Here is a 26,478-nt window from a genome sequence, read left to right as displayed (position 1 = left end):
CTTAGGATTGTTTTTCTTTCGTGATCAATCGAATACTAAACAAAAGTGCAATTAAAATATATAAAGACGATAAAAAGAAAACACTATGTATAGAGACAGCCGTAATTAACCCCGCCGTTACAGGCCCAAGGGTTTGCCCTATTGAAGCATACGACTGATTAACGCCCATTACCTCCCCTTTCCCGTCGCCTTCGTTACGGTCGGCTATGATGGCGTTGAGCATGGGGTTACGCAATCCGTTAAACAATCCATAGATGCCTACCGATACTGCAAAGAGCATCAACCCGGTAGCAAACCCAGCCAGTACCATCATGCCCAAACAAAATAATGTGGAGATAAGCAGGATAACCGCTTGCGATGAGATCACCTTTTTAATGGCGGGGACAAGCATCTGCATTAGTATGCCGCTAACGCCAAAGCCCCCGTAAAATAGGCCTATTTGGGTAGGATTAAGTTTAAGTTCATCCACACTGAAGGTTTGGAAACCTATCAGCATGGTAAACTGAGCCATCGTGAGTAAAAACCCGGTGAATATAGCGGTGCCTACAACCGGCATTTTCAATATGGTATAAAGTGATGCAAAGCTGAAGTTAGGCTTCTTAGAGGATGATTGGCCGCCTTTCTTTTGGTTGGTTTCTTTTAGGAAAAACAGGGTAAGTAGCACGCCTAAGATGGCTATCCCCGCAGCGAAGAAAAATGGCACCTTCATGCCAAACTTACTCAGCAAGCCACCTATTGCCGGGCCTATTACAAAACCAAACCCAAATGCCGAGCCCAGGATCCCGAAGTTTTTGGCGCGCTCCTTAGGTGACGAAATGTCTGAAACCATGGCCTGGGCAACCGAGATATTACCACCCGTTAACCCGTCTAAGATCCGCGCGGCAAAAAGCACGAAGATACTCTCTGCAAAGCCGAACAAGATGAAGGAAGCACAGGTACCAATCAGACTAAATATCAACAACGGCTTACGGCCAAACCTATCAGACAATGAGCCCAAAACCGGCGTGGCAAAAAATTGAGCGATGGAATAAGCCGCTGTAAGCAAGCCTATGGTATGCTCGGTAACGCCAAACTTTTTACCGTACGGGTACAGCAGGGGTATAATAATGCCGAACCCCATAGAGTTTATAATGGCAATAAATACAAGCACCCATAGGATCCGTTTAGAATTCATGTTTACAAAAGGGTTTAAACCAAAAAAGGTTCTGCAATTGCAGAACCTTTTTTAATATGGTAATAATAATATTACTGTTTTTCGAAATCTGAAGCCTTAGGCAATATATCTGCCACGTTACCCAGCTTACTGTGTTTCTTGCTGTAACCAAAGTAAATTATCAAACCGAACACCATCCATACCAAAGCACCCAATTGGGTTTCGTGTGGTAAGCCAACTATCATACCGGCACATACAATAATACCTAAAATAGGCACCAATGGTACAAGCGGGGTTTTGAAAGGCCTTGGCAGATCAGGGTTGGTTTTGCGGAGTAAAATTACGCCCACACACACCAGTATAAATGCGAACAGGGTACCTATCGATGTTAAATCGCCGGCTACGCTACCCGGTATAAATGCCGCAAATGCCCCCACAAACAGGAACAAGATCATGTTGCTTTTGTATGGCGTACGGAATTTTGGGTGAAGGTCTGAAAATACTCTTGGTAATAAACCATCCATTGACATGGTATAAAACACCCTCGACTGGCCCATTAACATCACTAATATAACCGATGAGAAACCGGCAAGGATAGCTATGGTAACCATGGTTGATAACCAACCGTAACCATGCATATAATTAGTGATAGCAAATGCTACAGAAGCCTCTTTACCAGATTTCATAAAATCGGTATAAGGAGCAACACCTGTTAACACCCATGAGAACAGGATGTAAAGGATAGTACAAACCACTAACGAACCCAAGATACCAATTGGCATATCGCGTTTAGGGTTTTTAGCTTCCTGCGCGGCAGTTGATACGGCGTCAAAACCAATAAAGGCGAAGAACACCACACCGGCACCGCTGATGATACCACCCCAACCGTGGTTGAAGAATGGCGCGTATGAATATGATTTACCATCCTGCTGAATGATATCCGGCGCATTAGCCGGGATAAGGTATGGTGTATGGTTAGCAGGGTTAATAAACTGCCAGCCTATAGCGATGAACACCAATACGATGGCCACTTTAATAAATACTATAATACCGTTAACGGTAGCAGATTCCTGCGTACCTTTTATCAATAACAATGATAATATAACAAGTATCAATAAGGCAGGAAGATTGGCAATACCATGAACCATGTGGCCATCTACAAGTATTTTTTCCATTGGCGAGTGGCACCACTCGTATGGTATCCTGCCCCCGAGGAGCTTGTTGGCATATTCGCTCCAACTGATGGATACCGTTGCCGCACCAAGCGCGTATTCCAATATTAATGCCCAGCCAATTACCCAGGCTACGATTTCGCCCATAGTTGCGTATGCGTAAGTGTACGCGCTACCTGCAATTGGGATAATTGAAGCAAATTCGGCATAACAAAGGCCCGCGAACGCGCAACCAATTGCAGCCACAATAAATGACAAAGTTACCGCCGCACCAGCATGCTCACCGGCAGCTGCAGCTGTACGTACGAACAAACCCGCGCCGATAATTGCACCAATACCCAAGGCGATAAGGCTACCGGCCCCAAGCGTTCGCTTCAGGCTTCCTTCCGCATCAACCGAGTTGGTTAATTGTTCAATAGATTTTTTTACAAATACCTTCATGTTTTAATTTAATAAGATCAGTTATAATAGTCTTGAAATCAGTTTCCCCAAACGTACTTAAATTTTTTGAAAAGTTAAAGTGCAGAATGTAACAAGGGCATAGCTGTTTTTAACAGAATTAAAGCGGGTGAGAGTGAGGGAATTAGTGGTTACTTATATCGAAATAAATTGCGGTTTTAAAAACACTAAGGGCATGCTTTATGGCTGTAAGTGTTGCTATTTGTAAACATCTTTCCGATGCCCGAGCGTTATGACATTGATGATCAATTCATCATCAATAATACTGTAGATAATTCGATAGTTTCCAGCCCTTATCCGATAACCCTCCCTACCTGCTAATTTTCTATACCCGGAAGGTCTTGGATTGTGCCCTAAACCTATAATAGCCTCAAAAATAGGTGCGGCAATATTATCCGGGATTTTATCTAATAGTTTTTAGCATTTTTAGATAATACAACAACATATTCAGGCATTGTCTTTTTTCCTGCTTTTTAGATATTCAGAAAATAATATAGATTCCCCGGTGTCATCCTTCGCCGCTTCATCAAATAACCTTACGTCTTCCAGTTCTTCCAATTCCTCTATAATTGAATTGAATTCGCTAACGGGTAGCACAACTAATGAATTATCTCCATTACTATCTTTAAGGTATTGCGGATGAACGGTAAGCATAGTCAGTTTGTCTTGTATAACAAATTTAATAATCTAAATCAATATAAACAACCCGGCGTTATCAACCCGGCAATCCCCTCAAAATAAACCATGGCGTCAACACTACATTAATCAATATCATAGCGATGCCTAAAACCCTATTTAATTTACCACCGGCACGTATCAACATGGTGCCGATAACTATTCCTCCAAACAGCAACATGGCGGCATCAAAGTAAAGCAGGTAATCTGTGGTGGGTGGTTGGATGTCGGATTTAAAAATATCGAAGATATCCGGAAGGTAGAGGTAAATATAGTACAGGCAGAGGGCATAAAGGATATAGCGAATTACGGGTTTCTTCATCACCCCTAATATAAACCTTTCTCGATTAACCAAATATTTTTTGTGATATTGTATTACAATTAAAACCAAAATTATGGCTACCAATAATGATACGATGATGCAAGTTTATGCCGGGAGTTTTACCGATGCATCCGAAGTCCAGTTCCTGCTCGAAAACGAGGGCATCGAATCTTTTATCGAAAATGGATTAATGGGAACAATCGCACCCTGGCAAGTATCTGCAGGCGGGGTTGCCCCGGTAAAGGTGATGATATCTGACAAAGACATGGGAAGAGCTCTTGAACTTTTGAAAGATTTTCAGGATCGATAACACAATATAGCCGAAACTATATACCAACAAAAAAAGCCCTCCGATAACTCGAAGGGCTTTCCTATTATTTAACAAATCCTTGTTAGATCTTTTTATCTATGTGAATCTGGTGCACATTCATTGATTGTACTTTCTCTTGTTTCTGCATCATTTTGCTGGTATTATCGGCACTGTTTAAGTGAGGCGCAATAACCAATGATACGATCGACATCAACTTGATCAGGATGTTCATTGACGGGCCTGAAGTATCTTTGAACGGATCACCAACAGTATCACCCGTAACCGAAGCCTTGTGCGGTTCAGATTTTTTATAGTAGATCTCGCCGTTTATCTCCACACCTTTCTCGAACGATTTTTTGGCGTTGTCCCATGCACCACCCGCGTTGCTCTGGAAGATGCCCATTAACACACCAGATACGGTTACACCTGCCAATAAGCCACCCAATACTTCGGGGCCGAATAAAAAGCCGATAACAATTGGCGTGATCAAAGCGATCAATCCCGGGGCAACCATCTCACGGATAGATGCCTTGGTAGAGATCTCTACACATTTTTCATATTCGGGGCGTGCCTTGTACTCCATAATGCCGGGGATCTCGCGGAACTGGCGGCGAACTTCTTCTACCATCGCCATTGCCGCGCGGCCTACTGCCGAGATACACAATGCCGAGAAGATGAAAGGGATCATCCCGCCCACAAATAAACCTGCCAAAACGTTGGCTTTATAAATATCGATATGCTCTATACCGGCAACACCCACAAATGCCGCGAATAAGGCCAGTGAGGTTAACGCCGCCGAAGCTATAGCAAAACCCTTACCGGTTGCAGCAGTAGTGTTACCTACGGCATCTAAATTATCTGTACGGCCACGCACCTCTTCAGGTAAGCGGCTCATTTCGGCAATACCACCCGCGTTATCGGCAATAGGGCCAAACGCGTCGATAGCCAGCTGCATAGCAGTTGTCGCCATCATACCGGCAGCAGCGATGGCCACACCGTATAAACCCGCGAAGAAGTAAGAACCATAAATACCGGCCGCCAATACCAGGATAGGTAACACGGTCGATTCCATACCCACAGCTAAACCGGCGATGATATTGGTAGCATGGCCTGTTGATGATTGCCTGATGATGCTCATCACCGGGCGTTTGCCCATGGCAGTATAATACTCCGTAATGATAGACATTAAAGTACCTACCACTAAACCTACAACGATAGAACCAAATACGCCGTTCTTTGTAAATACGAGCGAACCTGCTTTTATAGCACCAGAAGCATCTTCGTCACGGATCATGTGGAAACTATCGGCAGGTAACATCCACTGCACCACAAAATAAGTAGCGATAGCTGTTAACAATATCGAAGCCCAGTTACCCAGGTTCAATGCTTTTTGTACGCTATCGGTCTCTTTAGATATTTTAACCAACGATGCGCCAACGATAGAGAATATCAAGCCTAAACCTGCTATCACCATTGGTAACAAGATAGGTGCGATACCACCAAATTTATCATGTGATACAATCTCTCGGCCCAATACCATGGTAGCAAGCATGGTTGCCACGTACGAACCGAAAAGATCGGCACCCATACCGGCAACATCGCCCACGTTATCGCCCACGTTATCTGCAATAGTTGCAGGGTTACGTACGTCATCCTCCGGGATGCCTGCTTCAACCTTACCCACAAGATCCGCACCTACGTCGGCAGCTTTGGTATATATACCACCACCTACACGTGCAAATAACGCGATAGACTCGGCACCTAACGAGAAACCTGCCAGCACATCAAGTGCTTTAGCCATAGCCTCGCCGTTAACGCTTTCGCCCTTGCTGGTTACATACATGGTATAAAACACAATGAATAACGAGCCTAAACCTATTATTGCCAAACCGGCAACACCAAGGCCCATAACAGTACCACCTGTAAACGATACCTTTAACGCGTGTGCCAGGCTTGTTTTAGCCGCCTGTGTAGTCCGCACGTTGGATTTTGTTGCGATGCGCATCCCCAAATAGCCAGCAAATGCAGACAGGAAAGCGCCGATAATAAATGAAATAGCGATAACCGGGCTTGATGTAGCTACGGTTGTACCGCTCCAGGCCAACAACATCGCTGCAACAACAACAAAGTAGCCTAATACTTTCCACTCCGCGCGTAAAAAAGCCATTGCCCCATCAGCAATATAACCTGCAAGTTGGTTCATGGAGGCATCGCCTGTTTCCTGTTTGGTAACCCATGCCGATTTGATCGCCATCACCAGGATGCCGACAAGGCCAAAAACAGGGATCAGATAAATTAAGTAAGTGTTCAAAAGATCCATATTGTATATTAGTTTATAAGTGTGCAATTTGGTTGGCGCAGGGCGCGTTCATAATTTGGTAGCCGCAAAATAGTAAATTAATTTCTTTACAATAGCCTGTCAATTTAAAGTTTTTGAATAGTTTAGTACTTTAAACTAAACCCTGATGCCAAACGAGACTACTCAACCCAAATTAAAACACGAATTAGGCCTGCTTGACGGCACCATGCTGGTAGCAGGTTCCATGATAGGATCCGGGATCTTTATAGTAAGTGCCGATATTACCCGCAACGTAGGCTCGGCGGGCTGGCTGATAGCCGTTTGGCTCATCACCGGTTTCATGACCCTTACCGCGGCCTTAAGCTATGGCGAACTAAGCGCCATGTTCCCAAAGGCAGGCGGCCAGTACATCTACCTGAAAGAATCATACAACAAGCTGATAGCCTTTTTATACGGCTGGAGCTTTTTCGCCGTGATCCAAACCGGGACGATAGCCGCCGTAGGGGTGGCGTTCTCCAAATTTGCGGCATACCTGCTCCCTGTTTTAAGCGAGGATAATATTTTGCTTAACGCGGGCTTCATTAAAATAAGTGCCGCGCAGATCGTATCTATCATATTGATAGTCTTCTTAACTTATATCAATACTAAGGGCGTTAAAGGCGGTAAGATCATCCAAACCACATTCACGCTTACCAAGCTTTTAAGTTTATTCGGGTTGATCATTTTCGGGTTTATCGCCTTTAAAAGCGAGATCTGGAACGCCAACTGGACCAATGCCTGGGATATGCATAAACTGGCTAAAGACGGCACCACAACCGACTATACCATGAGCGCCGCTTTAGGTGCTATCGCGATAGCCATGGTGGGTTCTATCTTCAGCAGCGATGCTTGGAACAACGTAACCTTTATAGCCGGCGAAATGAAGAACCCAAAACGCGATGTGGCGTTGAGCCTGTTCTTCGGAACCATGATCGTTACGCTTATTTATGTATCTGCCAATGTGGTTTACACTGGTGTACTTTCCCTGCATGATATTGTTAATGCTGATAAAGACCGTGTCGCTGTTGCTGCCTCGTATGTAATATTTGGCAGCAAGGGCGCGCTGGTTATCGCAGTGATGATCATGATCTCTACCTTCGGTTGTAACAATGGTTTGATCCTTGCAGGTTCACGTGTGTACTACTCTATGGCTAAAGACGGTCTGTTCTTCAAAAGGACAGGTACACTAAATAAAAATGACGTACCCGAATTTGGCCTATGGATCCAGGCGGTTGTAGCTTCGATACTTTGCCTGAGCGGTAAGTACGGCGATTTACTGGATATGATCTCTTTTGTGGTGGTATTATTTTACGTGCTTACCATCTTCGGTATTTTTATCCTGCGCAAAAAAATGCCTGATACTGAAAGGCCTTACAAAGCCTTTGGTTACCCTGTGCTCCCTGCCATTTATATTATAATGGGACTGGCATTTTGTACGTTATTAATTATTTACAAGCCGGAATTTACCTGGCCGGGATTGATCATCGTATTGATAGGCATCCCTATTTATTATATTTCACAACGCAACGTTACCAATGAGGATAAAACGGACGTGCTTAGTTAGTTTTTTATTTATAGCCAACATCGCAGGGGCGCAATCCCTGCAGCAAAATATAACAAAGGCGTTTGGCCACTTACAGCAGGATAGCCAGTGCCGATACGCATCGGTATCGTTAACGGTACTCGATGCTAAAACGGGCGAGTTGGTTTTTGCGGCCAACCCGGATATGGGCCTCGCACCCGGCTCTACATTAAAAACGGTTACCAGTATAACCGCCTTTAATATTTTGGGGGAAGATTTTCAATACCAGACCCAATTAGGCTACACGGGCACTATCAGTGCCGATGGTACCCTTACCGGCGACGTGATTATCAAAGGCAGCGGCGACCCTACCCTGGGCAGCTGGCGCTGGGCTACCACCCGCGAGGGCGTGGTTTTAAACACCATGGTTACCGCGCTTAAAAAAGCGGGCATCAAAAAAATTAACGGAAGAATTATTGGCGATAACGGCGCTTTCAAAAGCCAGGGTATCCCCGATGGCTGGATCTGGCAGGACCTGGGGACTTACTACGGCGCAGGCATAGCAGGCCTATGCTGGCGCGAAAACCAGTTTGACATTTTGCTACGCACAGGTGCTGTGGGCAGCACCATCGGCATTGCCGGCACTTACCCCGAAACCAATTACCTGCAATACAAAAGTGAACTTACTAACGGTGCCGCCAAAACCGGCGACCTCGCCTATCCTTACCTGCCTGCTTACGGCAGCAAGGTAATGTACCTGCGTGGCACCTATGCTATAGACCAAACCAAAAAACGCGTGGCCGCCGCCATCCCCGACCCTGCCTATGATGCGGCATTGCGACTGAATGACACTTTAAAACGCATCGGCATTGCCGTAAGTATTGAGCCAACCTCATCGGTAATGCTGGCAGATAAAGGGCAAACCGTTGCAACCGCTACACAAAATATCACCACCATCCTATCGCCCGAGCTGAGCAAGATAGTTTACTGGCTTAATCAAAAAAGCGTGAACCTGTATGCCGAGCAGTTATTGGCAACCATCGCGGCAAAAACGGGGAAAGGTATTTCCACCAACGATGGTGTGGACGCCATGAAAGATTTTTGGCAGCTAAAAGGGATCGACAAACGGTCCATGAATATATTTGACGGCAGCGGCCTTTCTCCCCAGGATAGGATTACTACCTCCGCCATGGCGCACATCCTGCAATCGGCACGCGGCGCGGCCTGGTTTAATGATTTTTACGAGAGCCTGCCCGTATATAACGATATGAAGATGAAAAGCGGCAGCATCAACAGCGTACAAGCCTACGCCGGTTTCCAAACGCATGGCGGCCGCCAGCTTTGTTTCTCTATAATGGTGAACAACTACAATGGCCCAGGCAGCAGCATCAGGGCGAAAATGTTTAAGGTGTTGGATGAGTTGAAGTAAGAGATAGAGTCAAGATATAAGAATCAAGAGACAAGATAAAACCACATTTGTCATTGCGAGCGACAGCGCGGCAATCTCGTCGCATGCATATTAAACGCGACGAGATTACCACTTCGCTACGATACTATAGAGGTTCAACTCCGCAAGTTTCGGGTTTTATAGGCGATGCTGCCAAAGTACTTTTGTGTTATAATAATCAAACAATGGAAACACAAAACAACATTAACTATGAGCGTATTGCCGGGGCGATAGACTACATAAAACTAAACTTTAAAGCCCAGCCCAACCTGGATGAGGTTGCCGAAAAGGTAAACCTTAGCCCCTTCCACTTTCAACGCATGTTTACGGATTGGGCAGGCATCAGTCCCAAGAAATTCCTGCAATATTTGAGCCTGGATTACGCCAAAGGCATCCTGAAAGAACAACAAGCAACCCTTTTTGACGCCGCTTTTGAAACGGGCCTATCCGGTACCGGCCGCCTGCACGATTTGTTCATCAACATTGAAGGGATGACACCCGCCGAATACAAGAACGGCGGCAAAGCACTCAGCATAAACTTTAGCTACGCCGAAACACCGTTCGGGAATATCCTCGTAGCGTCAACTCCAAAAGGTATTTGCCATATGGCTTTCGCCGACGATAAGGACGCGGCTTTTAATGAACTTTACGCGCAGTTTCCAAATGCAAGCTATTACCAGGTGGTAGACCTTGCGCAGCAAAACGCCCTGTTCATATTTAAAAAGGACTGGTCGCAGTTATCAAACATAAAATTACACCTGAAGGGTACGGATTTTCAATTGAAAGTATGGGAAGCACTGTTGAAAATCCCGATGGGTGGGTTAAACACTTATTCGACAGTAGCCAACACCGTGCAGATGCCAACCGCCAGCAGGGCCGTTGGGAGTGCCATCGGGGCCAATCCGGTAGCGTTTTTGATCCCCTGCCATAGGGTTATTAAATCTACAGGCGAATTTGGGCAGTACCATTGGGGCAGTACCCGCAAAACAGCCATGATAGGCTGGGAAGCGGCACAACACGACTTAATAACGGCCATATAATTATGGAATTACAACAAAGAATTGAACAGACAGACTGGGCGCGGGTTACCGAAAGCATGCATGCCAAGGGTTACGCATCCATCCCCAATATTTTGTCTGCGGATGAATGTGACGAACTGGTTACTCAATACTCAAATGAAATCGGCTACCGCAAAACCATAGTGATGGAAAACCACGGCTACGGCGTCGGTCAGTACAAATATTATAGTTACCCGCTGCCCGGTGTGGTAGAGCAACTGCGGGAAATGGTCTACCCAAACATTGCCCCCATCGCCAATAAGTGGATGGAGGTCTTAGGAATTGACAAGCAGTTTCCGCCAACGTTGAATAAGTTGACAGACCTTTGTCACCAGGCAGGGCAGCTACGCCCTACCCCGCTGATATTAAAGTATCACAAAGGTGGCTACAACGCGATGCACCAGGATCTGTACGGCGAGGTTTACTTCCCTATGCAACTGGTGGTTTGCCTGAACGAGCCGGGGAAAGATTTTGAGGGTGGTGAGTTTGTACTGGTGGAGCAACGGCCAAGGATGCAGTCGAAAGCGATGGTGCTGAACCCAAAGAAAGGCGACGTGCTGTTATTCACCACCAGCTTTAGGCCGGTGATGGGTACCAAAGGCTACTATAGAGTAAATATGAAACACGGTGTAAGCGAAGTAACCAGTGGCGACAGGCACACCCTTGGCATCATTTTCCACGATGCTACATGATTAGGCACATCGAGCTGGGCAAATCCGATTTCAGTCGTTCAAAAGCCTTAAAATCGTTGATAGAAGCCGGGAAAATAGCATTGGGCGGCAACCGTAAGTTAAAGATTTATGGTACGCTTCGATGCGCATCGGGCAAGCGGATGAAAGTGGATAACAGGGTGTTTTTTACGGATGAGCAGGAAGCTATTGAAGAAGGCTACCGCCCCTGTGGGCACTGTATGCGGGAAGTATATCAAAAGTGGAAGGCACTAAACTAATATTAGTTTAGCCTGTCTAACTCATGATAATTTGAACGCTGAATATTGAATGATGAATGTTGAAGGTTAAAAAAAACTGATTAGTTCATTATTTAAATTCGATATTCGTTATTACAGATCCGCTTATGTTTAAGAAATTCATTCTCCTGTCATTCATCTTATTCGCCGCCATTACTACTCACGCCCAAACCGCCGATGAGGTTTATAACAAATACCTCGACTTTAACCTTCACCGCCTGCAGGGCGAAAATGATGTAGCCCTCACGCTTGGGCAGGATCTGATCCCCAACGTAGATAAGCTAAAGCAAAACGCCCGCGTCAGCTTTTATTACTCGATAGGCAACTTGTTTGAGAACGACGGACAGTCTGTGAAAGCCATCGAATATTACGAAAAGGTTGACGCAGCCGTTCCTAATTACTACGTGGTGCAACGCGCCCTTGGCTATTTATACCTGAAGGATGTAGAAGCCATCACCACAAAACTAAACGCGGCTAAAAGTGACATTAACGAAAATAAACGCCTAATCGCATTATACTCCGCGGCAGCAAAAAAGGCGCTGCCACACCTGGAAAAAGCCCAGGCCTGCGACCCGGACGACGATACTTTATCGCGTATAAAATCGCTCTACAAAAACATGAATGATGCGCAAGGCGCAGCCACACTTACCGCGCGGTTAAAGGCACTCTCAAAAAACTGTATAGACCTTTTGGACGATAAATAAACGGTTAAAACAACAGCGCCTTACCCTGTTGCGGGTAAACCATGTTCAGCTGTAATTTATTGGCGGCCTTCAATTCGGCCTTTATTTGAGTGATGTTTTTATAAGGTGGTTTTAGGTGGGTAACTACAACGTTTAATCCTTTCAAAGATGCACCGCTAAGTTTACTTAGTTCGTTCATTTCACTCATCAGTAACCTTGGCGTAAGGTGCCCAAACAAACTTTTATCGGGCTGGCTGTTTGGGAATGATACCTCTATCATAATAGCCTTTAGCTTGCCGGTCTTTACCAATGGCGCTACAGCTACCCAAAGGTTGTGCATTTTTTGGCTTTTCTCAATTTCGTCGGCACCGGTATCGCCCAAGTACAATATGTAACTATCCTTGCTCCTCACCAAAAAAGCCGTACTGGTTAAATTTGAATGCGCCAGCGGAAATACCTGCACCTGCATTTCAGTATTTTCTATTGGCGTTTCCACTCCCGGCTCTAACTGTTTGTAATGGTATTTTTTGAGTTGCGGCGCAGCACCGTCATCGGCAAAGTTGGCCCAGCTTTCCCAGGTAAAATAATGGGTCTTGAGGGTTTCGATGGTGCTTTTTAATCCGTAGATGTTTTTAACCGTATCATCGGGCGCGTTCATCACCATTCCCGCCAAATGATCCAGGTGGGCATGCGAAATGAAATATCCTTTGATGTATTTTCTTAAAACCTGTTCTGTGGGCACGGTAAATGCTTTGTTGGCTACCGCTTTGGCTATGCCCGAGTGGATTGTCCCGGCGTCGAGACATATGTAATTGTCGCTGCCTTTGGGTGCCAGCATATAAGCGGATAGGTTGCTTTCATCGGACCCGCCCAAAACACCTAAAGGCACTATGCGGAACGATGTTTCCGGCTTTACCTGCGCAAAAGCAAACACAGGCAACAGTAAAAATATAAAGAGCGATAGTTTGCGGTGGTTATTCATTACGCCAAATTTACTAATTTTGGCCGCGAATGAAAACAAGCCAAATAGCCGCTAAAGTTGCAACCCGTTTATTTTTCTTTTTGTTGCTGATAGCGATAGTACCATTCCTGCAGGGTGATACCGCTAAATTGGAGCACATTTACTTATCACCCAAACACGCATGGACTTTGGTGTTTCCTATCCTGCTCATATTGGGGTTTATTGCCCTGCTTATTATCTGCTCCATCAAAAAGTTCAGTAAAACAGATCTGAACTGGCTGTTAGTTTTGAACACGCTTGTGCTGACGGCTTACGGCATCACCGTTTATATCAGCATTTATAAGCTAATCAGTTAAGTTTTACTCCGTTTTCATTTTTTTCTCTGCCGATTCCTTGTACTCATAATCGCCGCCTAATAAGTAGCCCCATGGTTTAAGGCCCTCTATCCTGTCGAATATTATTTTAAAGATGGCTATCACAGGTATCGACAGGAACATGCCCGATAGCCCCCAGATCATTTCGCCTATGATGATGCCGATGAATGATATCAGCGCGTTCAGCCTAACCTTTGAACCTACCACAGCGGGCAGCAAAAAGTTAGCGTCGACAGCGTGGATACCTACCACACTTACGGCAACGGTAAGGGTTTGGCTAATGGTACCTGTAGCAAACGTTACTATAACGCTTAACAAAAGCGCGGTAAAAATACCGATGTACGGGATGATGTTAAATACGCCGACAATGATGCCCAGCAAGGCAGCGTATTTTATACCGAGAATGTAGAATACTGTAATGGCCATTCCCGATACGATCACCATCTCTATCAGTAAACCAAATATGTACTGGCGCAATATTTTTTGAACGTTCTCTACAATATCAACCACTACCTCTTTATGGTCGTCACTAAAAACCTGGATAACAAAACGGAACAGCAGTCGCCTGTAAAACAATATAAAAAAAGTAAAGATGAGTATAAACACGTAAAACAATAGCAGGGATGATACCGCGCCAAAAGTTGTCCCTAAAACGGCAGTGCCCGATGCCATGATTTTATCGGCGGTGCTGTGTACATAGGTTAGTTGTTTACTTGCATTAATGTGAAATGTTTCCTGCACCCAAACTTGTAAGTTACCTATCGACTCCGTCACCTGCGTTTTAAGCATTGGCCAGTCGTTGGCTATGTTTGAGATCTGCGAGCCAATCAGGTATAAGATTCCGCCTACAAAACCCACCAGTAACAGTATAGATATGAATGAAGATGCGCTGCGTGGCAAGCGGAATTTTTTTTCGAGAAAGTTAGAAACCGGAAGCAGTAACACCGCGAACAGGAAACCGAAGATCATAGGATCGAGTATTTCTTTACCGGCAACAACAACGTATCCCAATATGCAAACCCCTATCAGGATAAGGGCCAGGCGTTCGTAAAAGGGGGCAATTAGTCTTTTTGTGGGCATACAGGGCATTTATTTGTAGTGGTGAACGTACAGGGGTTTTATATGTTTTTATCCGCTTGTATAAATGTGCAATTAATTAATTGTTATTTGTGTCGATAAGATATTTGTGGCAATAAAAAATTGCTTACAGGTAAAATAATTCTGTTATTTTAGAGGTTTAAAACCACACCTTATCTAACACAGATGTATTCCCTCCAGTTTAAAATATCCACCCGTTGGGTAGCTTTTGTCTTTTCTTTTTTATTCATCACCATTTGTTCAACAGTTAATGCTCAACGCCGTACCCAGGGTATAAATGGAGATGGCGATATGCTTGGTGGCAGTAGCTACAACAGCGGCGGCTATGTGATACAGGACGGTTGGGCTATGGCTATAAGCGGCGGTTACGAATCACCGCAGGGCGATCTGAAGGAAATCTATAAAGGCTCTAAAGTATTTGGCGCATCCGTTAGGCGTAGAATGGGCAATGTACTTTATTCCGGCACTATCGATTACCGCTCTTATAAGCCTAAGCAAAGCACCTTTACCTATACGGAAGATGATGTAAATTATTACACAGCATCCTACAGTAATTACAGCGGCTTGGGCGTTTATCTTGGTATAGCCTACGAATTGCCAATTAGCGGTTTGGTAAGTATTTATGGCGGTGCAGATGCCGGCTTTGTGTTCACTAAGTTTGAGATGACTGCGGGCGACGGCACGTCAACATTCCTATCCGCATCGGCAAGTGAAAAGGCAACTTACATCGCCCCAAAGGCAGGGTTCAACATTTTTTTAAGCGAAAACATTAGCCTAGGTTTAGAAGCTAAATATAGCCTTGGCGCTGTTGGCGCTAACTATAATTCGAGAGAAGGCGGCTCAATTTCTCCGGGCTTTCATACTTTTGCGGGCAACTTATTTTTGATCTACCGGTTTTAAATATTGCCGCAGGTAAATCACAGCTTTTGTAGCAATTCAAAATTTATTACCTTCACCCTCTCGAAAACTCATACTAAATCATGAAACTACTTGAAGGAAAAACCGCGCTTATTACAGGTGCATCAAAAGGTATAGGCCGCAAAATTGCAGAGAAATTTGCTGAGCATGGCGCTAACGTTGCCTTTACATATTTATCGTCTGTTGAAAAAGGCCAGGCGCTTGAGCAGGAACTGCAAAGCTTTGGCACCCAGGTAAAAGGCTATCGCAGCGATGCCTCTAAATTTGACGAAGCCGAAAAACTGATCAACGATATTGTTGCCGATTTTGGCGCTTTAGATATAGTGGTGAACAACGCCGGGATCACTAAAGACGGCCTGCTGATGCGCATGACCGAAGAACAATGGGACGACGTGTTGAACGTTAACCTAAAATCGATCTTCAACGTTACCAAGGCCGCTTCAAAAATTATGATGAAAGCCCGTAAAGGCGTTTTTATCAACATGAGCTCGGTTGTGGGTGTGCAGGGTAATGCAGGCCAGGCCAACTACGCTGCTTCTAAAGCAGGTATCATCGGCTTCTCAAAATCGATAGCGAAAGAATTAGGATCGCGTAACATCCGTACCAACGTGGTAGCACCTGGCTTTATCCGCACGGAAATGACCGATGTGCTTGACCCTAAAGTGGTTGAAGGATGGACAGCGGCTATCCCCCTAAAACGTGCAGGCGAACCTGAAGATGTGGCAAACACCTGCGTATTCCTGGCATCAGATATGGCAGCATACATCACCGGGCAGGTTATACCTGTTGATGGCGGGATGTTGTAGCTTCAGGTAAGAAGTAAAAAAACAATATGTGTTGGTGGCAGTATTTTGTCAGTAGTATTAAAAATACAAGACACTGATTATTAATTAATTGCAAATAATAATTTGTGTTCACGGCCGTGAACGTGAACATTTACGCAACCAAGGCACATAAATTAACAAATAAGGCAAGCAATAAGCTTGCCTTATTTGTTATAGCGGCATGTCCATCACTTCCATCTCCCAACCATCCTAACCATGGCAACTGAACGCGGCGCGGACAAAACCGTATGCCCGAGTGAAATTGCGCGTGAGCTGTTCCCCAAAAATTGGCGTAAGCATATGCAGGAGGTTAGGGATGCGGCAATTACATTGCAGAAAGATGGGAAAGTAACCATTACCCAAAAAGGCCTGCAGGTGGATGTTGACAGTATTAAAGGGCCTATCCGCATAAAAATTAATTAAACCGTTCCACAATATTTTCGCATTTTGCGGGTATGGATGTTATGCGCTTTAACACACAATTCACAACTCATCTGGCACTAAACCAATGTCGCTAACCTGGGGATCGGTTTCGGGGTGGTGGGTGCCTGCCTGCATCATATTAGGCTTAGTTTATGCCTGGCTGATGTATCGCAAACCCGTGCAATTGATTAACAGCATGCGTTATGCATTGTCCGCGTTCAGGGCTTTGGTGGTTAGCTTTTTAGCGCTGCTTATCGTTTCGCCACTGGTACGCACTACCAGTTACCTGCCGCAAAAACCGGTTGTGCTTATAGCACAGGATAATTCTGAATCAATAAAATTATTTGGTAAAGGCTCCCAATCCCTCAGAGAGGGCTGGGGAGAAGCTCTCAAAAAGCAACTCGGCTCAGACTATGAAGTCCACGAGTTTCATTTTGATAAGGAACTTAAAGACAGCTTGTCGACTAAATACAACGGGCGCCAAACCGATATATCAAATGCCTTGCACCAACTGAACGAACGTTTTGTGAACCGCAACGTTGGCGCGCTGGTATTAGCTACCGATGGCCTGTACAACTTAGGCGCAGACCCGCAATATGAAGCGCGTAACTTCAAAACCAACATTTATACGATCGCCATGGGCGATACCATCCCCCGCCGCGATCTGCTCGTCAGCAATGTCAGCTACAATAAAACGGCTTTCCTGGGGAATGATTTTGAGGTAGAGATCATGGCCGAGGCTTATCAAAGTGCAGGCGAACAAATGCGTTTGAGCATTAAGCAGGATGGCAGGCAGGTGTATTCGCAAAACGTTGCCATTACCTCGGCGGCGTTTAAAAAAATTATCCCGATAAAATTGAATGCCGATAAAAAAGGCGTCCGCAAGTTCACCATAAGCCTGGCACCTGTTAAAAATGAACTATCAGTACAAAACAACACCGAAACTATTTATATTGACGTGCTGGATGCCCGCCAAAAGATCCTGTTACTTTATGACGGCCCCCACCCCGATCTCGCCGTTATCAAACAAGGCATCGAAAGCAATAAAAACTTCGAAGTTAAAACAAGCTTGGTTAGCGATATGGGTTCGATTAATCTGCCAGATTATAGCATGGCTATCCTTTACCAGTTGTCTGCCGCAAGCTATAGTAAACTGCAACCTTTGCTGCAAAGCAAAACGCCGCTTTGGCACGTGGCGGGTACGCAAATAAACCTTTCGGCATTTAACGCTGCACAAAAAGTGGTGAAGGTAAATTCCACCAGTCAGGAACTGCAAGAGGTGTTTGCGCAGCCTGTTAGCACATTCTCCGCATTTACCTTGACAGATTCTAACCAAAATAAACTGGGTAAGTTGCCGCCGCTGGTTGCTGCTTTTGGCAATTATGAGGCTTCCGGCACGTCTGCTGTGTTGCTGAAACAAAAGATAGGCAATGTGGAAACCCCTTATCCCCTGCTCGCCTTTAGTGGTGAGGGCGGGCGCAAATCTGCCGTGCTTACCGGCGAGGGAATCTGGCGCTGGCAACTGGCTGAGTACCGCGAGTATGGCAACCACCATGCGGTTGAGGAACTGCTGAGCCAAACCGTGCAATACCTTACCGCCGATGCCAACCGCCAGCGCTTTAGGGTGTACACCTCTAAAAATGTGTTCGATGAGGGCGAGAACGTGCTACTGAATGCCGAATTATACAACGACGCGCTGGAACTGATCAACACACCCGATGTTAAGATAAACCTGAAGAGCCAGTCGGGAAAAAAATACAGTTTCCTGTTCACGCGCAACGGGCAAAGCTACCAGCTAAACGCGGGCACATTGCCGGTTGGCGAATACACTTACACAGCCACCACAAACAACGGCAAGCAGGCATTCACCGCCAACGGCCAGTTGACCGTAAAACAGTTGAATTTAGAATCGCGGCAAAGTGCGGCCAATCACGGGTTGCTTCGTAGTATGGCGGTGCACTCGGGTGGGCAAATGTTGCTGCCATCGCAACTCAATACACTTGCCGACCTGATCCGCAAAAACGAAAACGTTAAAACCGTTGTTTATGAAGACAAACGCTACAGCGACCTGATAGACGTAAAATGGGTTTTCGTGCTGATACTGTTACTGCTTAGCGCCGAATGGTTCTTGAGGAAACGTGAGGGGGAGATTTAGTGAGTAGTTGTCACCCCAAATGTTATTTGATTCTACCTCTATGAACCATCAACTATGAACCATCATCTAAAAAAACTATCTTCGCTACCATGTCGCCCAACGAAGCTAAAGACCAAATAAAGGCCCTTACTGCCGAACTAAAACAGCACACCTACAACTATTATGTGCTTGCTATGCCCACGATTACCGATTTCGATTTCGACCAAAAACTGGAGCAGCTAAGTAAGCTGGAAAAACAATTCCCCGAGTTTTTGGACCCCGAATCGCCCACGCAGGTGGTTGGTGGCGATATAACCAAGGAGTTTGTAACGGTGAAACACCGCTGGCCCATGCTTTCGTTAGGGAATACCTATAACGAACAGGAACTGGTAGATTTTGATCAGCGCATCCGCAAAGCTATCGGCGATAATTTTGAGTATGTATGCGAGTTGAAGTTCGACGGCCTATCTATGAGCCTTACTTACGAGAACGGCAAACTTGCCCGCGCAGTAACACGTGGCGATGGCACGCAAGGCGACGAGGTAACCACTAACGTGCGCACCGTCCATAGCATCCCCAAGAAACTGGAGGCGGGCACCTACCCCGGGCTGTTCGAGATCCGTGGCGAGGTGTTTATGCACCTTAAGGCGTTTGAAAGGTTGAATAAAGAACGCGTTGACAATGGCGAAGTGCCGTATGCCAATCCCCGTAACTTTGCATCGGGCACCATGAAACTGCAGGACTCGGCAGAGGTAGCGCGCCGCCCGCTTGATTGTTTCTTATACGGTTTATATACCGAAAAAACATTGTTTAAAACCCATTGGGAAAGCCTGGAAGCCGTAAAAAGCTGGGGCTTCCATGTAGATAACCACAGCCGTTTGGTGAGCGACATTAGCGGTGTGTTGAAGTTTATTAACCACTGGGATACCGCCCGACATGAGTTAAGTTATGATATCGACGGCATTGTTGTCAAAATAAACAACTACTCCCAGCAACAGGAACTTGGCTTTACCGCTAAATCGCCACGTTGGGCTATCTCCTATAAATTTAAAGCAGAACGTGTAGAGACCGAACTATTGGCGGTTACCTATCAGGTTGGCCGCACAGGCGCGGTAACCCCGGTTGCTAATTTAAAGCCCGTACTGCTGGCAGGCACAACCGTAAAACGAGCAACCCTGCACAACGCCGACGAGATAACAGAACGCCTTAAACTGCACGAGCACGATACGGTTTACGTTGAAAAGGGCGGTGAAATCATCCCAAAGATCATCAGCGTAAATTTAGATAAACGCCAGCCCGGCGCTAAAGCTATCGAATACATTACCCACTGCCCGGCTTGCGACACCAAGCTATTACGCGCCGAAGGCGAAGCCGCATGGTATTGCCCTAACGACGAGGGTTGCCCGCCGCAGATAATGGGTAAAATGCAGCATTATATTGGCCGAAAGGCCATGAATATCGACGGGCTTGGCGACGAAACCATCGAGACCCTATACCGCCAGGATTTCATCAGGCACATCAGCGATATTTATCATTTGTTTGAACGTGCCGACGACCTTAAAAAGCTTGGCCGTTTTGGCGAGAAATCCATCAATAATATGTTGGATGGGGTCGAGAAATCGAAACTACAGCCATTTGAAAAAGTATTGTTCGGCCTGGGAATCCGCTACGTTGGCGAAACCGTTGCCAAGAAGCTGGTGGCGCATTTCAAAACCATCGATAACCTTATGGCTGCCACCGCCGAGGAACTGACCGCTGCCGAGGAAATTGGCGGCCGCATAGCCGAAAGCATCACCGAATATTTTGCGGATGAACAGCATCGCGAGGAAATTAAAAAATTAAGGACAAGTGGCCTGCAATTTGTAGCCGAAGAAAAACAGGTGAACCTGGCCAGTGAAAAATTTAGCGGGCAAAGTTTTATTATTTCGGGCGTGTTTGAAAAATACTCGCGCGATGAGTTGAAGGATATCATCGAGCAAAACGGCGGAAAGATCTTAAGCAGTATTTCTGCCAAGCTGAATTACCTGGTCGCCGGTGAGAATATGGGGCCTGCCAAACTGGAGAAAGCCAATAAACTGAATATACCTATCATCAGCGATGAAGAATTGCTGGCAATGTTAAGCTAACTATACATGACTAAAATCAATTGGGGAATCATAGGCTGCGGCGCCGTAACCGAAAAAAAGAGCGGACAAGCCTATAACAAAATAGCCGATAGCAAACTGGTTGCCGTAATGCGCCGCGATGCCGCAAAGGCTGCTGACTATGCCCAACGCCATAACGTGGACAAATGGTACAGCGATGCCGATGACTTAATGAACGACCCGGAGGTAAATGCCGTATCGATAGCTACGCCGCCTGCCTCGCATTTGGAATACGCCCTGCGTGCTATTAAAAAAGGGTTGAACATTTACGTAGAGAAACCCGTTACCCGCAACGCGCAGGAAGCACAGGATATGGCCGATGCTGTCCGCGAAAGTGGCGCGAAGCTAACCGTAGCGCATTATCGTAGAGCTTTGCCTATGTTTTTGCATGTGAAGAGTTTGATTGATAGCAATGCCATTGGCGATATCCGTACGGTACAGATTCGCATGTGGAAATACCAAAACCCAAACCCACTGGCCGATGCAAACAACTGGCGTTTACAACCCGAATTTTCTGGTGGTGGTTACTTTCACGATCTTGCGCCCCACCAGCTCGACCTGATGCTATACTACTTTGGTGAACCTGCATCTTCAACAGGTTATAGCTTAAACCAGGGTGGGTTTAGCCCGGCAGATGACCATGTTTGCGGGCAGATCGTTTTCAAGAACAAGGTGGTGGTTAATGGTTCATGGTGTTTTAACGTGTCCCCGGACGAGGCGGTTGATATCTGCGAGATCATCGGAACAAAAGGAAAAATAACCTTCCCATTTTTTGGTACGTTTGTTACCCTGAAGACCGAGCAGGGCGAAGAAACCATAAACTTTACCCATCCCGAGCATATCCAGCAACCGATGATCACCAAAATTGTATCATACTTCAGAGGCGAAGGTCCAAACCCGTGCACAATTGACGAAGCGGTAGTTTTAATGAAAGTAATGGATTCGTTCACCATCTCTCAAAAATTAGAATTATCTTAGCATCAGCTTAATAAAATGAAAAATATTTTAAGGACTGCTTTACTGCTAACACTATTCATCAGCACAAAGGCCTTTGCCCAAAACTTTGAAGTACCTAAAGATTATCATTTTACTAAACCCGAAGACTACGTTAAGTATGAAGCCGACGTTGTAAAAACTGCCGACTGGATGATGCGTACCCACTGGGGCACGGAAGCCGCTAAAACCGAAACTGCCAACCAGTTTATTCTGCAATGGGCGGAAGGCACACCTGATGTGGTTATTGAGTTGAAACAAGCCATCATGGACCTATCGGACACCAATCCTCAACTTGGGTTTATCTACATGGCCCAATTCTCTAAATACGCCATTCAACACAAGCAGGACTTTGATAAAACACACGCAAATGTAGCTGCTTTAAGGGCTATTATCAGCAAATACAACGCAGAACCCAACCACAGGCGCGATAACGATGTAGAGAAGCTGATACAAATGGATAAAGAAAACCGGCTGGAGAGTTGGATCAATAGCGAGTTTTCGTTCCAATAAGAAAGCCCCTAATTTTTTCAGAGGCTTTCTTTTCTAAGACTGATCTTTCTTTTTAGGCACTTTAGCACCTTCTTTACGTGCCTCAGATAAACCTATTGCAACCGCCTGCTTTTTGCTGGTAACTTTTTTACCGGTGCCGCTTTTTAGCTTACCTTCTTTCATTTCGTGCATGGTTTCCTCAACCTTTTCACTTGCCTTTTCCGAATATTTTGCCATGGTAGTCTGTATTAAGTTTATACTGTTTTATAGCAAAGTGTTTGCCAAAAATTCGTTAACAACAGAAGGCGCAAAGTAGACATACAAAGAACACGCTATAAAAATCATTGCTTTATCGCAACTTAAATATTTATATTGCATTATTAATGGAAGACAAGATCACGTACCCGTTTAGCAAATGGACTTGCTTTTTCTATTCGTGTTTTCTATTGACGTTAATAGCTGTTTGGGGCGCATGTAATTCGGATTTACTAAAAGGTTATACCATTTATGGTATGTTTGAGTTTGGGTTTCTTTTGCTTTTACCGGTTGCATTTTTTATACGCATTTTAAAAAGATACGTAATCCCCGCAATAAAAGGTAAGCCAGCGTTAGAGATAAATCAGCAAGGGGTTATAGATTATGCACGCAACTTTATGATAGAGTGGGCGGATATAAGCGATTTTAGAATGGGTGAAAACAAAGGCGATGCTACACTTTATTTCTATTTTAAATTATCCAGCGGCATTGAGGATTTCAAAATCATGAGATTGAGATGGGTCAATGGCGATTATTTGGAAATATATGGTATAATAGAAGCTAATCTTGAAGAGCATGTATCCCGCCACTGATAGCAAAATTCAATATTTATATTTGACGATTGGCTTAATAATATCATCAGCAACCTATTGTTTAATAGCTTTTTTAAACATTTTTATCTGGTGGTTTTTATTTGGTGAAGGTGAAAGTTCCGATGAAAAGTATCACCCGGTATCGGCTCAACTATTTGCCATATCTCCTTTAGTTATAATTTATATTATATATTGTTTATTGATATATAAAAGCTTGCAGGTTAATAATCTCTCACGCGTAAAGTCGCTTTTTATTTTAACAGTACTTATGATAACATTTCATTTTATGCGAAACGTCCTTTTATCGACAATTATAAACTCGTAGTAATATTAAAAGGCATAAGTTGGTTTGATACCAACCTCGGGAGATGAACCGTACAAGCTCTTTTGATATTCCTTCTGCAACTCCAGCAGGCAATTGGCGCACAGGCAGCCATCATATAACTCACTTACGTATTGCACCTCGTTAATGCTTAACTGCACGGTACTGCACTGGCACTTGGTGAATGAGTTTGCTTTACATTCAAAGGGCGCGTCGCAGCGGTCGCAGTGGAGTATTTCGTGTTTGGGTGAGGTGAGCATTTTTATGTGGCCGGAGTCGGGTAAGACCGAAAGTCCGGAAAGATTATCTTTTGTAAATGAAAAGTCCGAAAGCAAAGATGAGAAAACATCTTTTAACTTTCGGACTTGTGCGGACTTTCTGACTTTCCGACTACTTATAATTATTTATATGATATTAGGCTACTACTTATGCAGAGCAGGTAACACAACCCTCTTCCATTGAGCAAGACGGGCCGGCCGGCATTTCTTCCTGGTTGCTGTCCGAAACAACTTCCGGGATAACGGCTTCCATATTTTTACCGCCACCCTGGTTCTCAACAGTAAATTTAACCGCTTGCGATGCTGCTTGTGTACGCAGGTAGTACATACCTGTTTTTAAGCCTTTCTTCCATGCGTAGAAGTGCATCGATGTAAGTTTTGACGCGTTTGGCGCATTGATGAACAGGTTTAATGATTGCGACTGGCAGATGTAAGCGCCCCTATCGGCAGCCATATCTATAATGTTACGCATCTTAATTTCCCATACTGTTTTGTAGATCTCTTTGATATCCTGAGGAATCTCGGCTATGTCCTGGATAGAACCGTTAGCGGTGATGATCCTGTCTTTCATCGAAGTTGTCCAGATACCACGGTTCACAAGATCGCGCAGCAAGTGCTTGTTCACAATAATGAACTCGCCACTTAGCACACGGCGGGTGTAAATGTTTGAGGTGTATGGTTCAAAACACTCGTTGTTACCCAAAATCTGTGAGGTAGATGCAGTTGGCATTGGTGCTACTAACAAGGAGTTACGCACACCGTGGTTCATTACATCTAAACGCAGGTTTTCCCAATCCCAACGGCCGCTTTCCGGTTTTACATCCCAAAGATCAAACTGGAACTTACCTTTTGATAAAGGCGAACCTTTAAAGGTTTCGTAAGCGCCATCTTTTATAGCCAGATCTTTAGAAGCCGTCATAGCTGCAAAGTAAATGGTTTCAAATATGTCTTTGTTCAGTTGTTTTGCCTCTTCGCTTTCGAATGGTAAACGCAACAGGATAAAGGCATCAGCCAAGCCCTGTACGCCTAAACCAATTGGGCGGTGGCGCAGGTTAGAGTACTCGGCCTCTACAACCGGGTAATAGTTATTATCGATGATCTTGTTAAGGTTCAAAGTAGCCTGGTAGGTTACTTCGTAAAGCTTAGCATGGTCAAACTCGCCGTTTATAACGTAACGTGGCAACGCTAATGAAGCAAGGTTACATACCGCAACTTCTTTATCAGAAGTAAACTCCATGATCTCGGTACAAAGGTTAGAGCTTTTTATAGTACCCAGGTTTTGCTGGTTAGATTTTGCGTTGGCAGCATCTTTATACAGCAAGTATGGTGTACCGGTCTCTACCTGTGCATCAAGCACTGCAAACCAAAGCTCTTGTGCTTTAATAGTTTTACGGCCGCGGCCTTCTCTCTCATAACGCTCGTACAATTCTTCAAACTCTTTACCGTGGCAATCTGCCATACCCGGTGCTTCATGCGGGCAAAACAATGTCCACTCTTCATTAGCTTCCACACGGCGCATAAATAAGTCAGATACCCAAAGGGCGTAGAACAGATCACGGGCGCGCATTTCTTCTTTACCGTGGTTTTTACGCAGGTCTAAAAACTCAAATATATCTGCATGCCATGGCTCCAGGTAAATAGCGAAAGCACCTTTACGCTTGCCGCCACCCTGATCCACGTAACGTGCGGTATCGTTAAATACTTTTAGCATTGGGATGATACCGTTGCTGGTACCGTTTGTACCGCTGATGTATGAACCTGTAGCACGCACATTGTGGATGCTTAGGCCAATACCACCCGCGCTTTGCGAGATCTTGGCAGTTTGTTTAAGTGTATCATAGATTCCCTCGATGCTGTCATCCTTCATGGTTAACAGGAAGCAAGACGACATTTGAGGTTTTGGTGTACCGGCATTGAAAAGGGTTGGTGTAGCGTGGGTAAACCAGCGCTCGCTCATTAAGTGGTATGTTTTGATGGCGCTTTCGATATCCTCTTTGTGGATACCTACCGATACACGCATGAATAAATGCTGCGGGCGCTCGGCAATTTTACCGTCTATTTTTAACAGGTACGATTTTTCGAGGGTTTTAAAACCAAAGTAATCGAAACCAAAATCGCGGTCATATATGATGCTGCTATCCAGGATGTCGGCATTATCGCGGATTAACGCGTAAACGTCATCTGCCAATAAGGCGGCGTTTTTGCCTGTTTTTTTGTCAACGTACTCATACATACGTTTCATGGTTTCAGAGAAAGACTTTGTGGTATTTTTGTGCAGGTTGGATACCGCGATACGTGAGGCAAGCAAAGCGTAATCCGGATGTTTGGTGGTCAACGATGCTGCCGTCTCGGCTGCAAGGTTATCCAGTTCGGAGGTGGTAACACCATCAAACAAACCTTCAATTACTTTTTTTGCTACATCTATTGGGTCAACCAGGTTAAACCCATAGCACAGTTTCTCGATACGTGCTGTGATCTTGTCGAACTTAACCGACTCTTTTCTTCCGTCTCTTTTTAATACGAACATTTTGCCACCTCCTTATTCCCTGCCAACCCGACAGGG

The 26,478-nt window shown here is 45.1% G+C and carries 27 protein-coding genes; 16 read left to right on the top strand and 11 right to left on the bottom strand.

Annotation, left to right across the window (positions count from 1 at the left end):
• Position 1 precedes the first annotated feature (1 nt).
• The 5 genes from ABIB39_RS09055 to ABIB39_RS09035 all read right to left on the bottom strand — a co-directional run bounded on the left by ABIB39_RS09055 (position 2) and on the right by ABIB39_RS09035 (position 3,781).
• Positions 2-1,174 (bottom strand): MFS transporter, encoded by a 1,173-nt coding sequence (locus ABIB39_RS09055; RefSeq protein ID WP_354429212.1) that lies wholly within the window; start codon positions 1,172-1,174, stop codon positions 2-4.
• 71 nt (positions 1,175-1,245) lie between these two features.
• Positions 1,246-2,766: an amino acid permease gene (locus tag ABIB39_RS09050; RefSeq protein ID WP_354429211.1), complete on the bottom strand. Its 1,521-nt coding sequence runs from the start codon at positions 2,764-2,766 to the stop codon at positions 1,246-1,248.
• 216 nt (positions 2,767-2,982) lie between these two features.
• Entirely contained in the window at positions 2,983-3,147 is a 165-nt protein-coding gene (locus tag ABIB39_RS09045) for a type II toxin-antitoxin system RelE family toxin (protein ID WP_354430115.1), read from the bottom strand.
• A gap of 84 nt (positions 3,148-3,231) precedes the next feature.
• Entirely contained in the window at positions 3,232-3,438 is a 207-nt protein-coding gene (locus tag ABIB39_RS09040; protein WP_354429209.1) for a hypothetical protein, read from the bottom strand.
• 61 nt (positions 3,439-3,499) lie between these two features.
• Positions 3,500-3,781 (bottom strand): hypothetical protein, encoded by a 282-nt coding sequence (locus ABIB39_RS09035; RefSeq protein ID WP_354429207.1) that lies wholly within the window; start codon positions 3,779-3,781, stop codon positions 3,500-3,502.
• Between the two features lie 73 nt (positions 3,782-3,854).
• Between ABIB39_RS09035 and ABIB39_RS09030 the strand changes: the two genes are divergently transcribed.
• Complete coding sequence (locus ABIB39_RS09030; protein ID WP_354429205.1) at positions 3,855-4,091, top strand: putative signal transducing protein; 237 nt, start codon at positions 3,855-3,857, stop codon at positions 4,089-4,091.
• 82 nt (positions 4,092-4,173) lie between these two features.
• On the opposite strand, the gene ABIB39_RS09025 is transcribed toward ABIB39_RS09030, so the two are convergent.
• Entirely contained in the window at positions 4,174-6,411 is a 2,238-nt protein-coding gene (locus ABIB39_RS09025) for a sodium-translocating pyrophosphatase (RefSeq protein WP_354429203.1), read from the bottom strand.
• 145 nt (positions 6,412-6,556) lie between these two features.
• On the opposite strand from ABIB39_RS09025, the gene ABIB39_RS09020 reads away from it, so the two are divergent.
• The 6 genes from ABIB39_RS09020 (at position 6,557) to ABIB39_RS08995 (ending at position 12,127) form a co-directional block, all read left to right on the top strand.
• Positions 6,557-7,993, top strand: coding sequence for an APC family permease (locus tag ABIB39_RS09020; protein ID WP_354429201.1), 1,437 nt, complete (start codon positions 6,557-6,559; stop codon positions 7,991-7,993).
• Positions 7,965-9,380: a D-alanyl-D-alanine carboxypeptidase/D-alanyl-D-alanine endopeptidase gene (gene dacB / locus ABIB39_RS09015; protein ID WP_354429200.1), complete on the top strand. Its 1,416-nt coding sequence runs from the start codon at positions 7,965-7,967 to the stop codon at positions 9,378-9,380. The genes ABIB39_RS09020 and dacB overlap by 29 nt, the downstream gene beginning before the upstream one ends.
• 203 nt (positions 9,381-9,583) lie before the next feature.
• Positions 9,584-10,438, top strand: coding sequence for a bifunctional helix-turn-helix domain-containing protein/methylated-DNA--[protein]-cysteine S-methyltransferase (locus tag ABIB39_RS09010; protein ID WP_354429199.1), 855 nt, complete (start codon positions 9,584-9,586; stop codon positions 10,436-10,438).
• A gap of 2 nt (positions 10,439-10,440) precedes the next feature.
• Positions 10,441-11,148, top strand: a complete 708-nt coding sequence (locus ABIB39_RS09005; RefSeq protein ID WP_354429198.1) for a 2OG-Fe(II) oxygenase — start codon at positions 10,441-10,443, stop codon at positions 11,146-11,148.
• Positions 11,145-11,405 carry an Ada metal-binding domain-containing protein gene (locus ABIB39_RS09000; protein ID WP_354429196.1) on the top strand — a complete coding sequence of 87 codons (261 nt, stop codon included), beginning with the start codon at positions 11,145-11,147 and terminating at the stop codon, positions 11,403-11,405. Before ABIB39_RS09005 ends, ABIB39_RS09000 begins: the two co-directional genes overlap by 4 nt.
• A 125-nt stretch (positions 11,406-11,530) precedes the next feature.
• A complete protein-coding gene (locus ABIB39_RS08995; protein ID WP_354429195.1) occupies positions 11,531-12,127 on the top strand; it encodes a tetratricopeptide repeat protein in 597 nt (198 codons plus the stop codon).
• Positions 12,128-12,131: 4 nt separating this feature from the next.
• Here the strand turns inward: ABIB39_RS08995 and ABIB39_RS08990 are convergent, their stop codons facing one another.
• The gene (locus tag ABIB39_RS08990) at positions 12,132-13,088 is read right to left on the bottom strand and encodes an MBL fold metallo-hydrolase (RefSeq protein WP_354429193.1); all 957 of its coding nucleotides are present in this window, start codon (positions 13,086-13,088) and stop codon (positions 12,132-12,134) included.
• 29 nt (positions 13,089-13,117) lie between these two features.
• On the opposite strand from ABIB39_RS08990, the gene ABIB39_RS08985 reads away from it, so the two are divergent.
• Entirely contained in the window at positions 13,118-13,423 is a 306-nt protein-coding gene (locus ABIB39_RS08985; protein WP_354429191.1) for a hypothetical protein, read from the top strand.
• A gap of 3 nt (positions 13,424-13,426) precedes the next feature.
• Here the strand turns inward: ABIB39_RS08985 and ABIB39_RS08980 are convergent, their stop codons facing one another.
• Positions 13,427-14,521 carry an AI-2E family transporter gene (locus ABIB39_RS08980; protein ID WP_354429190.1) on the bottom strand — a complete coding sequence of 365 codons (1,095 nt, stop codon included), beginning with the start codon at positions 14,519-14,521 and terminating at the stop codon, positions 13,427-13,429.
• A gap of 183 nt (positions 14,522-14,704) precedes the next feature.
• Between ABIB39_RS08980 and ABIB39_RS08975 the strand changes: the two genes are divergently transcribed.
• From ABIB39_RS08975 to ABIB39_RS08945, 7 genes are all read left to right on the top strand, one after another.
• The gene (locus tag ABIB39_RS08975) at positions 14,705-15,439 is read left to right on the top strand and encodes a hypothetical protein (protein ID WP_354429188.1); all 735 of its coding nucleotides are present in this window, start codon (positions 14,705-14,707) and stop codon (positions 15,437-15,439) included.
• Between the two features lie 80 nt (positions 15,440-15,519).
• Positions 15,520-16,263 (top strand): 3-oxoacyl-[acyl-carrier-protein] reductase, encoded by a 744-nt coding sequence (gene fabG, locus ABIB39_RS08970; RefSeq protein WP_354429187.1) that lies wholly within the window; start codon positions 15,520-15,522, stop codon positions 16,261-16,263.
• 234 nt (positions 16,264-16,497) lie between these two features.
• Positions 16,498-16,704, top strand: coding sequence for a DUF3253 domain-containing protein (locus ABIB39_RS08965; RefSeq protein WP_354429185.1), 207 nt, complete (start codon positions 16,498-16,500; stop codon positions 16,702-16,704).
• Positions 16,705-16,789: 85 nt separating this feature from the next.
• The gene (locus ABIB39_RS08960; protein ID WP_354429183.1) at positions 16,790-18,859 is read left to right on the top strand and encodes a hypothetical protein; all 2,070 of its coding nucleotides are present in this window, start codon (positions 16,790-16,792) and stop codon (positions 18,857-18,859) included.
• Between the two features lie 89 nt (positions 18,860-18,948).
• Positions 18,949-20,964: an NAD-dependent DNA ligase LigA gene (gene ligA, locus ABIB39_RS08955; RefSeq protein ID WP_354429181.1), complete on the top strand. Its 2,016-nt coding sequence runs from the start codon at positions 18,949-18,951 to the stop codon at positions 20,962-20,964.
• Between the two features lie 6 nt (positions 20,965-20,970).
• Positions 20,971-21,960: a Gfo/Idh/MocA family protein gene (locus tag ABIB39_RS08950; RefSeq protein WP_354429179.1), complete on the top strand. Its 990-nt coding sequence runs from the start codon at positions 20,971-20,973 to the stop codon at positions 21,958-21,960.
• 15 nt (positions 21,961-21,975) lie between these two features.
• Positions 21,976-22,488, top strand: a complete 513-nt coding sequence (locus tag ABIB39_RS08945; RefSeq protein ID WP_354429178.1) for a hypothetical protein — start codon at positions 21,976-21,978, stop codon at positions 22,486-22,488.
• 33 nt (positions 22,489-22,521) lie between these two features.
• Here the strand turns inward: ABIB39_RS08945 and ABIB39_RS08940 are convergent, their stop codons facing one another.
• The gene (locus ABIB39_RS08940) at positions 22,522-22,704 is read right to left on the bottom strand and encodes a DUF6496 domain-containing protein (RefSeq protein WP_354429176.1); all 183 of its coding nucleotides are present in this window, start codon (positions 22,702-22,704) and stop codon (positions 22,522-22,524) included.
• A 275-nt stretch (positions 22,705-22,979) separates the two neighbouring features.
• Between ABIB39_RS08940 and ABIB39_RS08935 the strand changes: the two genes are divergently transcribed.
• Positions 22,980-23,315, top strand: coding sequence for a hypothetical protein (locus tag ABIB39_RS08935; RefSeq protein ID WP_354429174.1), 336 nt, complete (start codon positions 22,980-22,982; stop codon positions 23,313-23,315).
• Positions 23,316-23,645: 330 nt separating this feature from the next.
• Here ABIB39_RS08935 and ABIB39_RS08930 read toward each other — a convergent pair whose 3' ends face one another.
• Together ABIB39_RS08930 and ABIB39_RS08925 are read right to left on the bottom strand one after the other, a co-directional pair.
• Entirely contained in the window at positions 23,646-23,897 is a 252-nt protein-coding gene (locus ABIB39_RS08930; protein ID WP_354429172.1) for a cysteine-rich CWC family protein, read from the bottom strand.
• Between the two features lie 166 nt (positions 23,898-24,063).
• Positions 24,064-26,442 (bottom strand): ribonucleoside-diphosphate reductase subunit alpha, encoded by a 2,379-nt coding sequence (locus tag ABIB39_RS08925; protein WP_354429171.1) that lies wholly within the window; start codon positions 26,440-26,442, stop codon positions 24,064-24,066.
• Positions 26,443-26,478 lie beyond the last annotated feature (36 nt).

Origin of the sequence: Mucilaginibacter sp. UYP27, assembly GCF_040547175.1 — a bacterium.
Taxonomy (GTDB): domain Bacteria; phylum Bacteroidota; class Bacteroidia; order Sphingobacteriales; family Sphingobacteriaceae; genus Mucilaginibacter.
The sequence above is the reverse complement of the archived record's forward strand: the minus strand, read 5'-3'. Positions and strand labels throughout refer to the sequence as shown.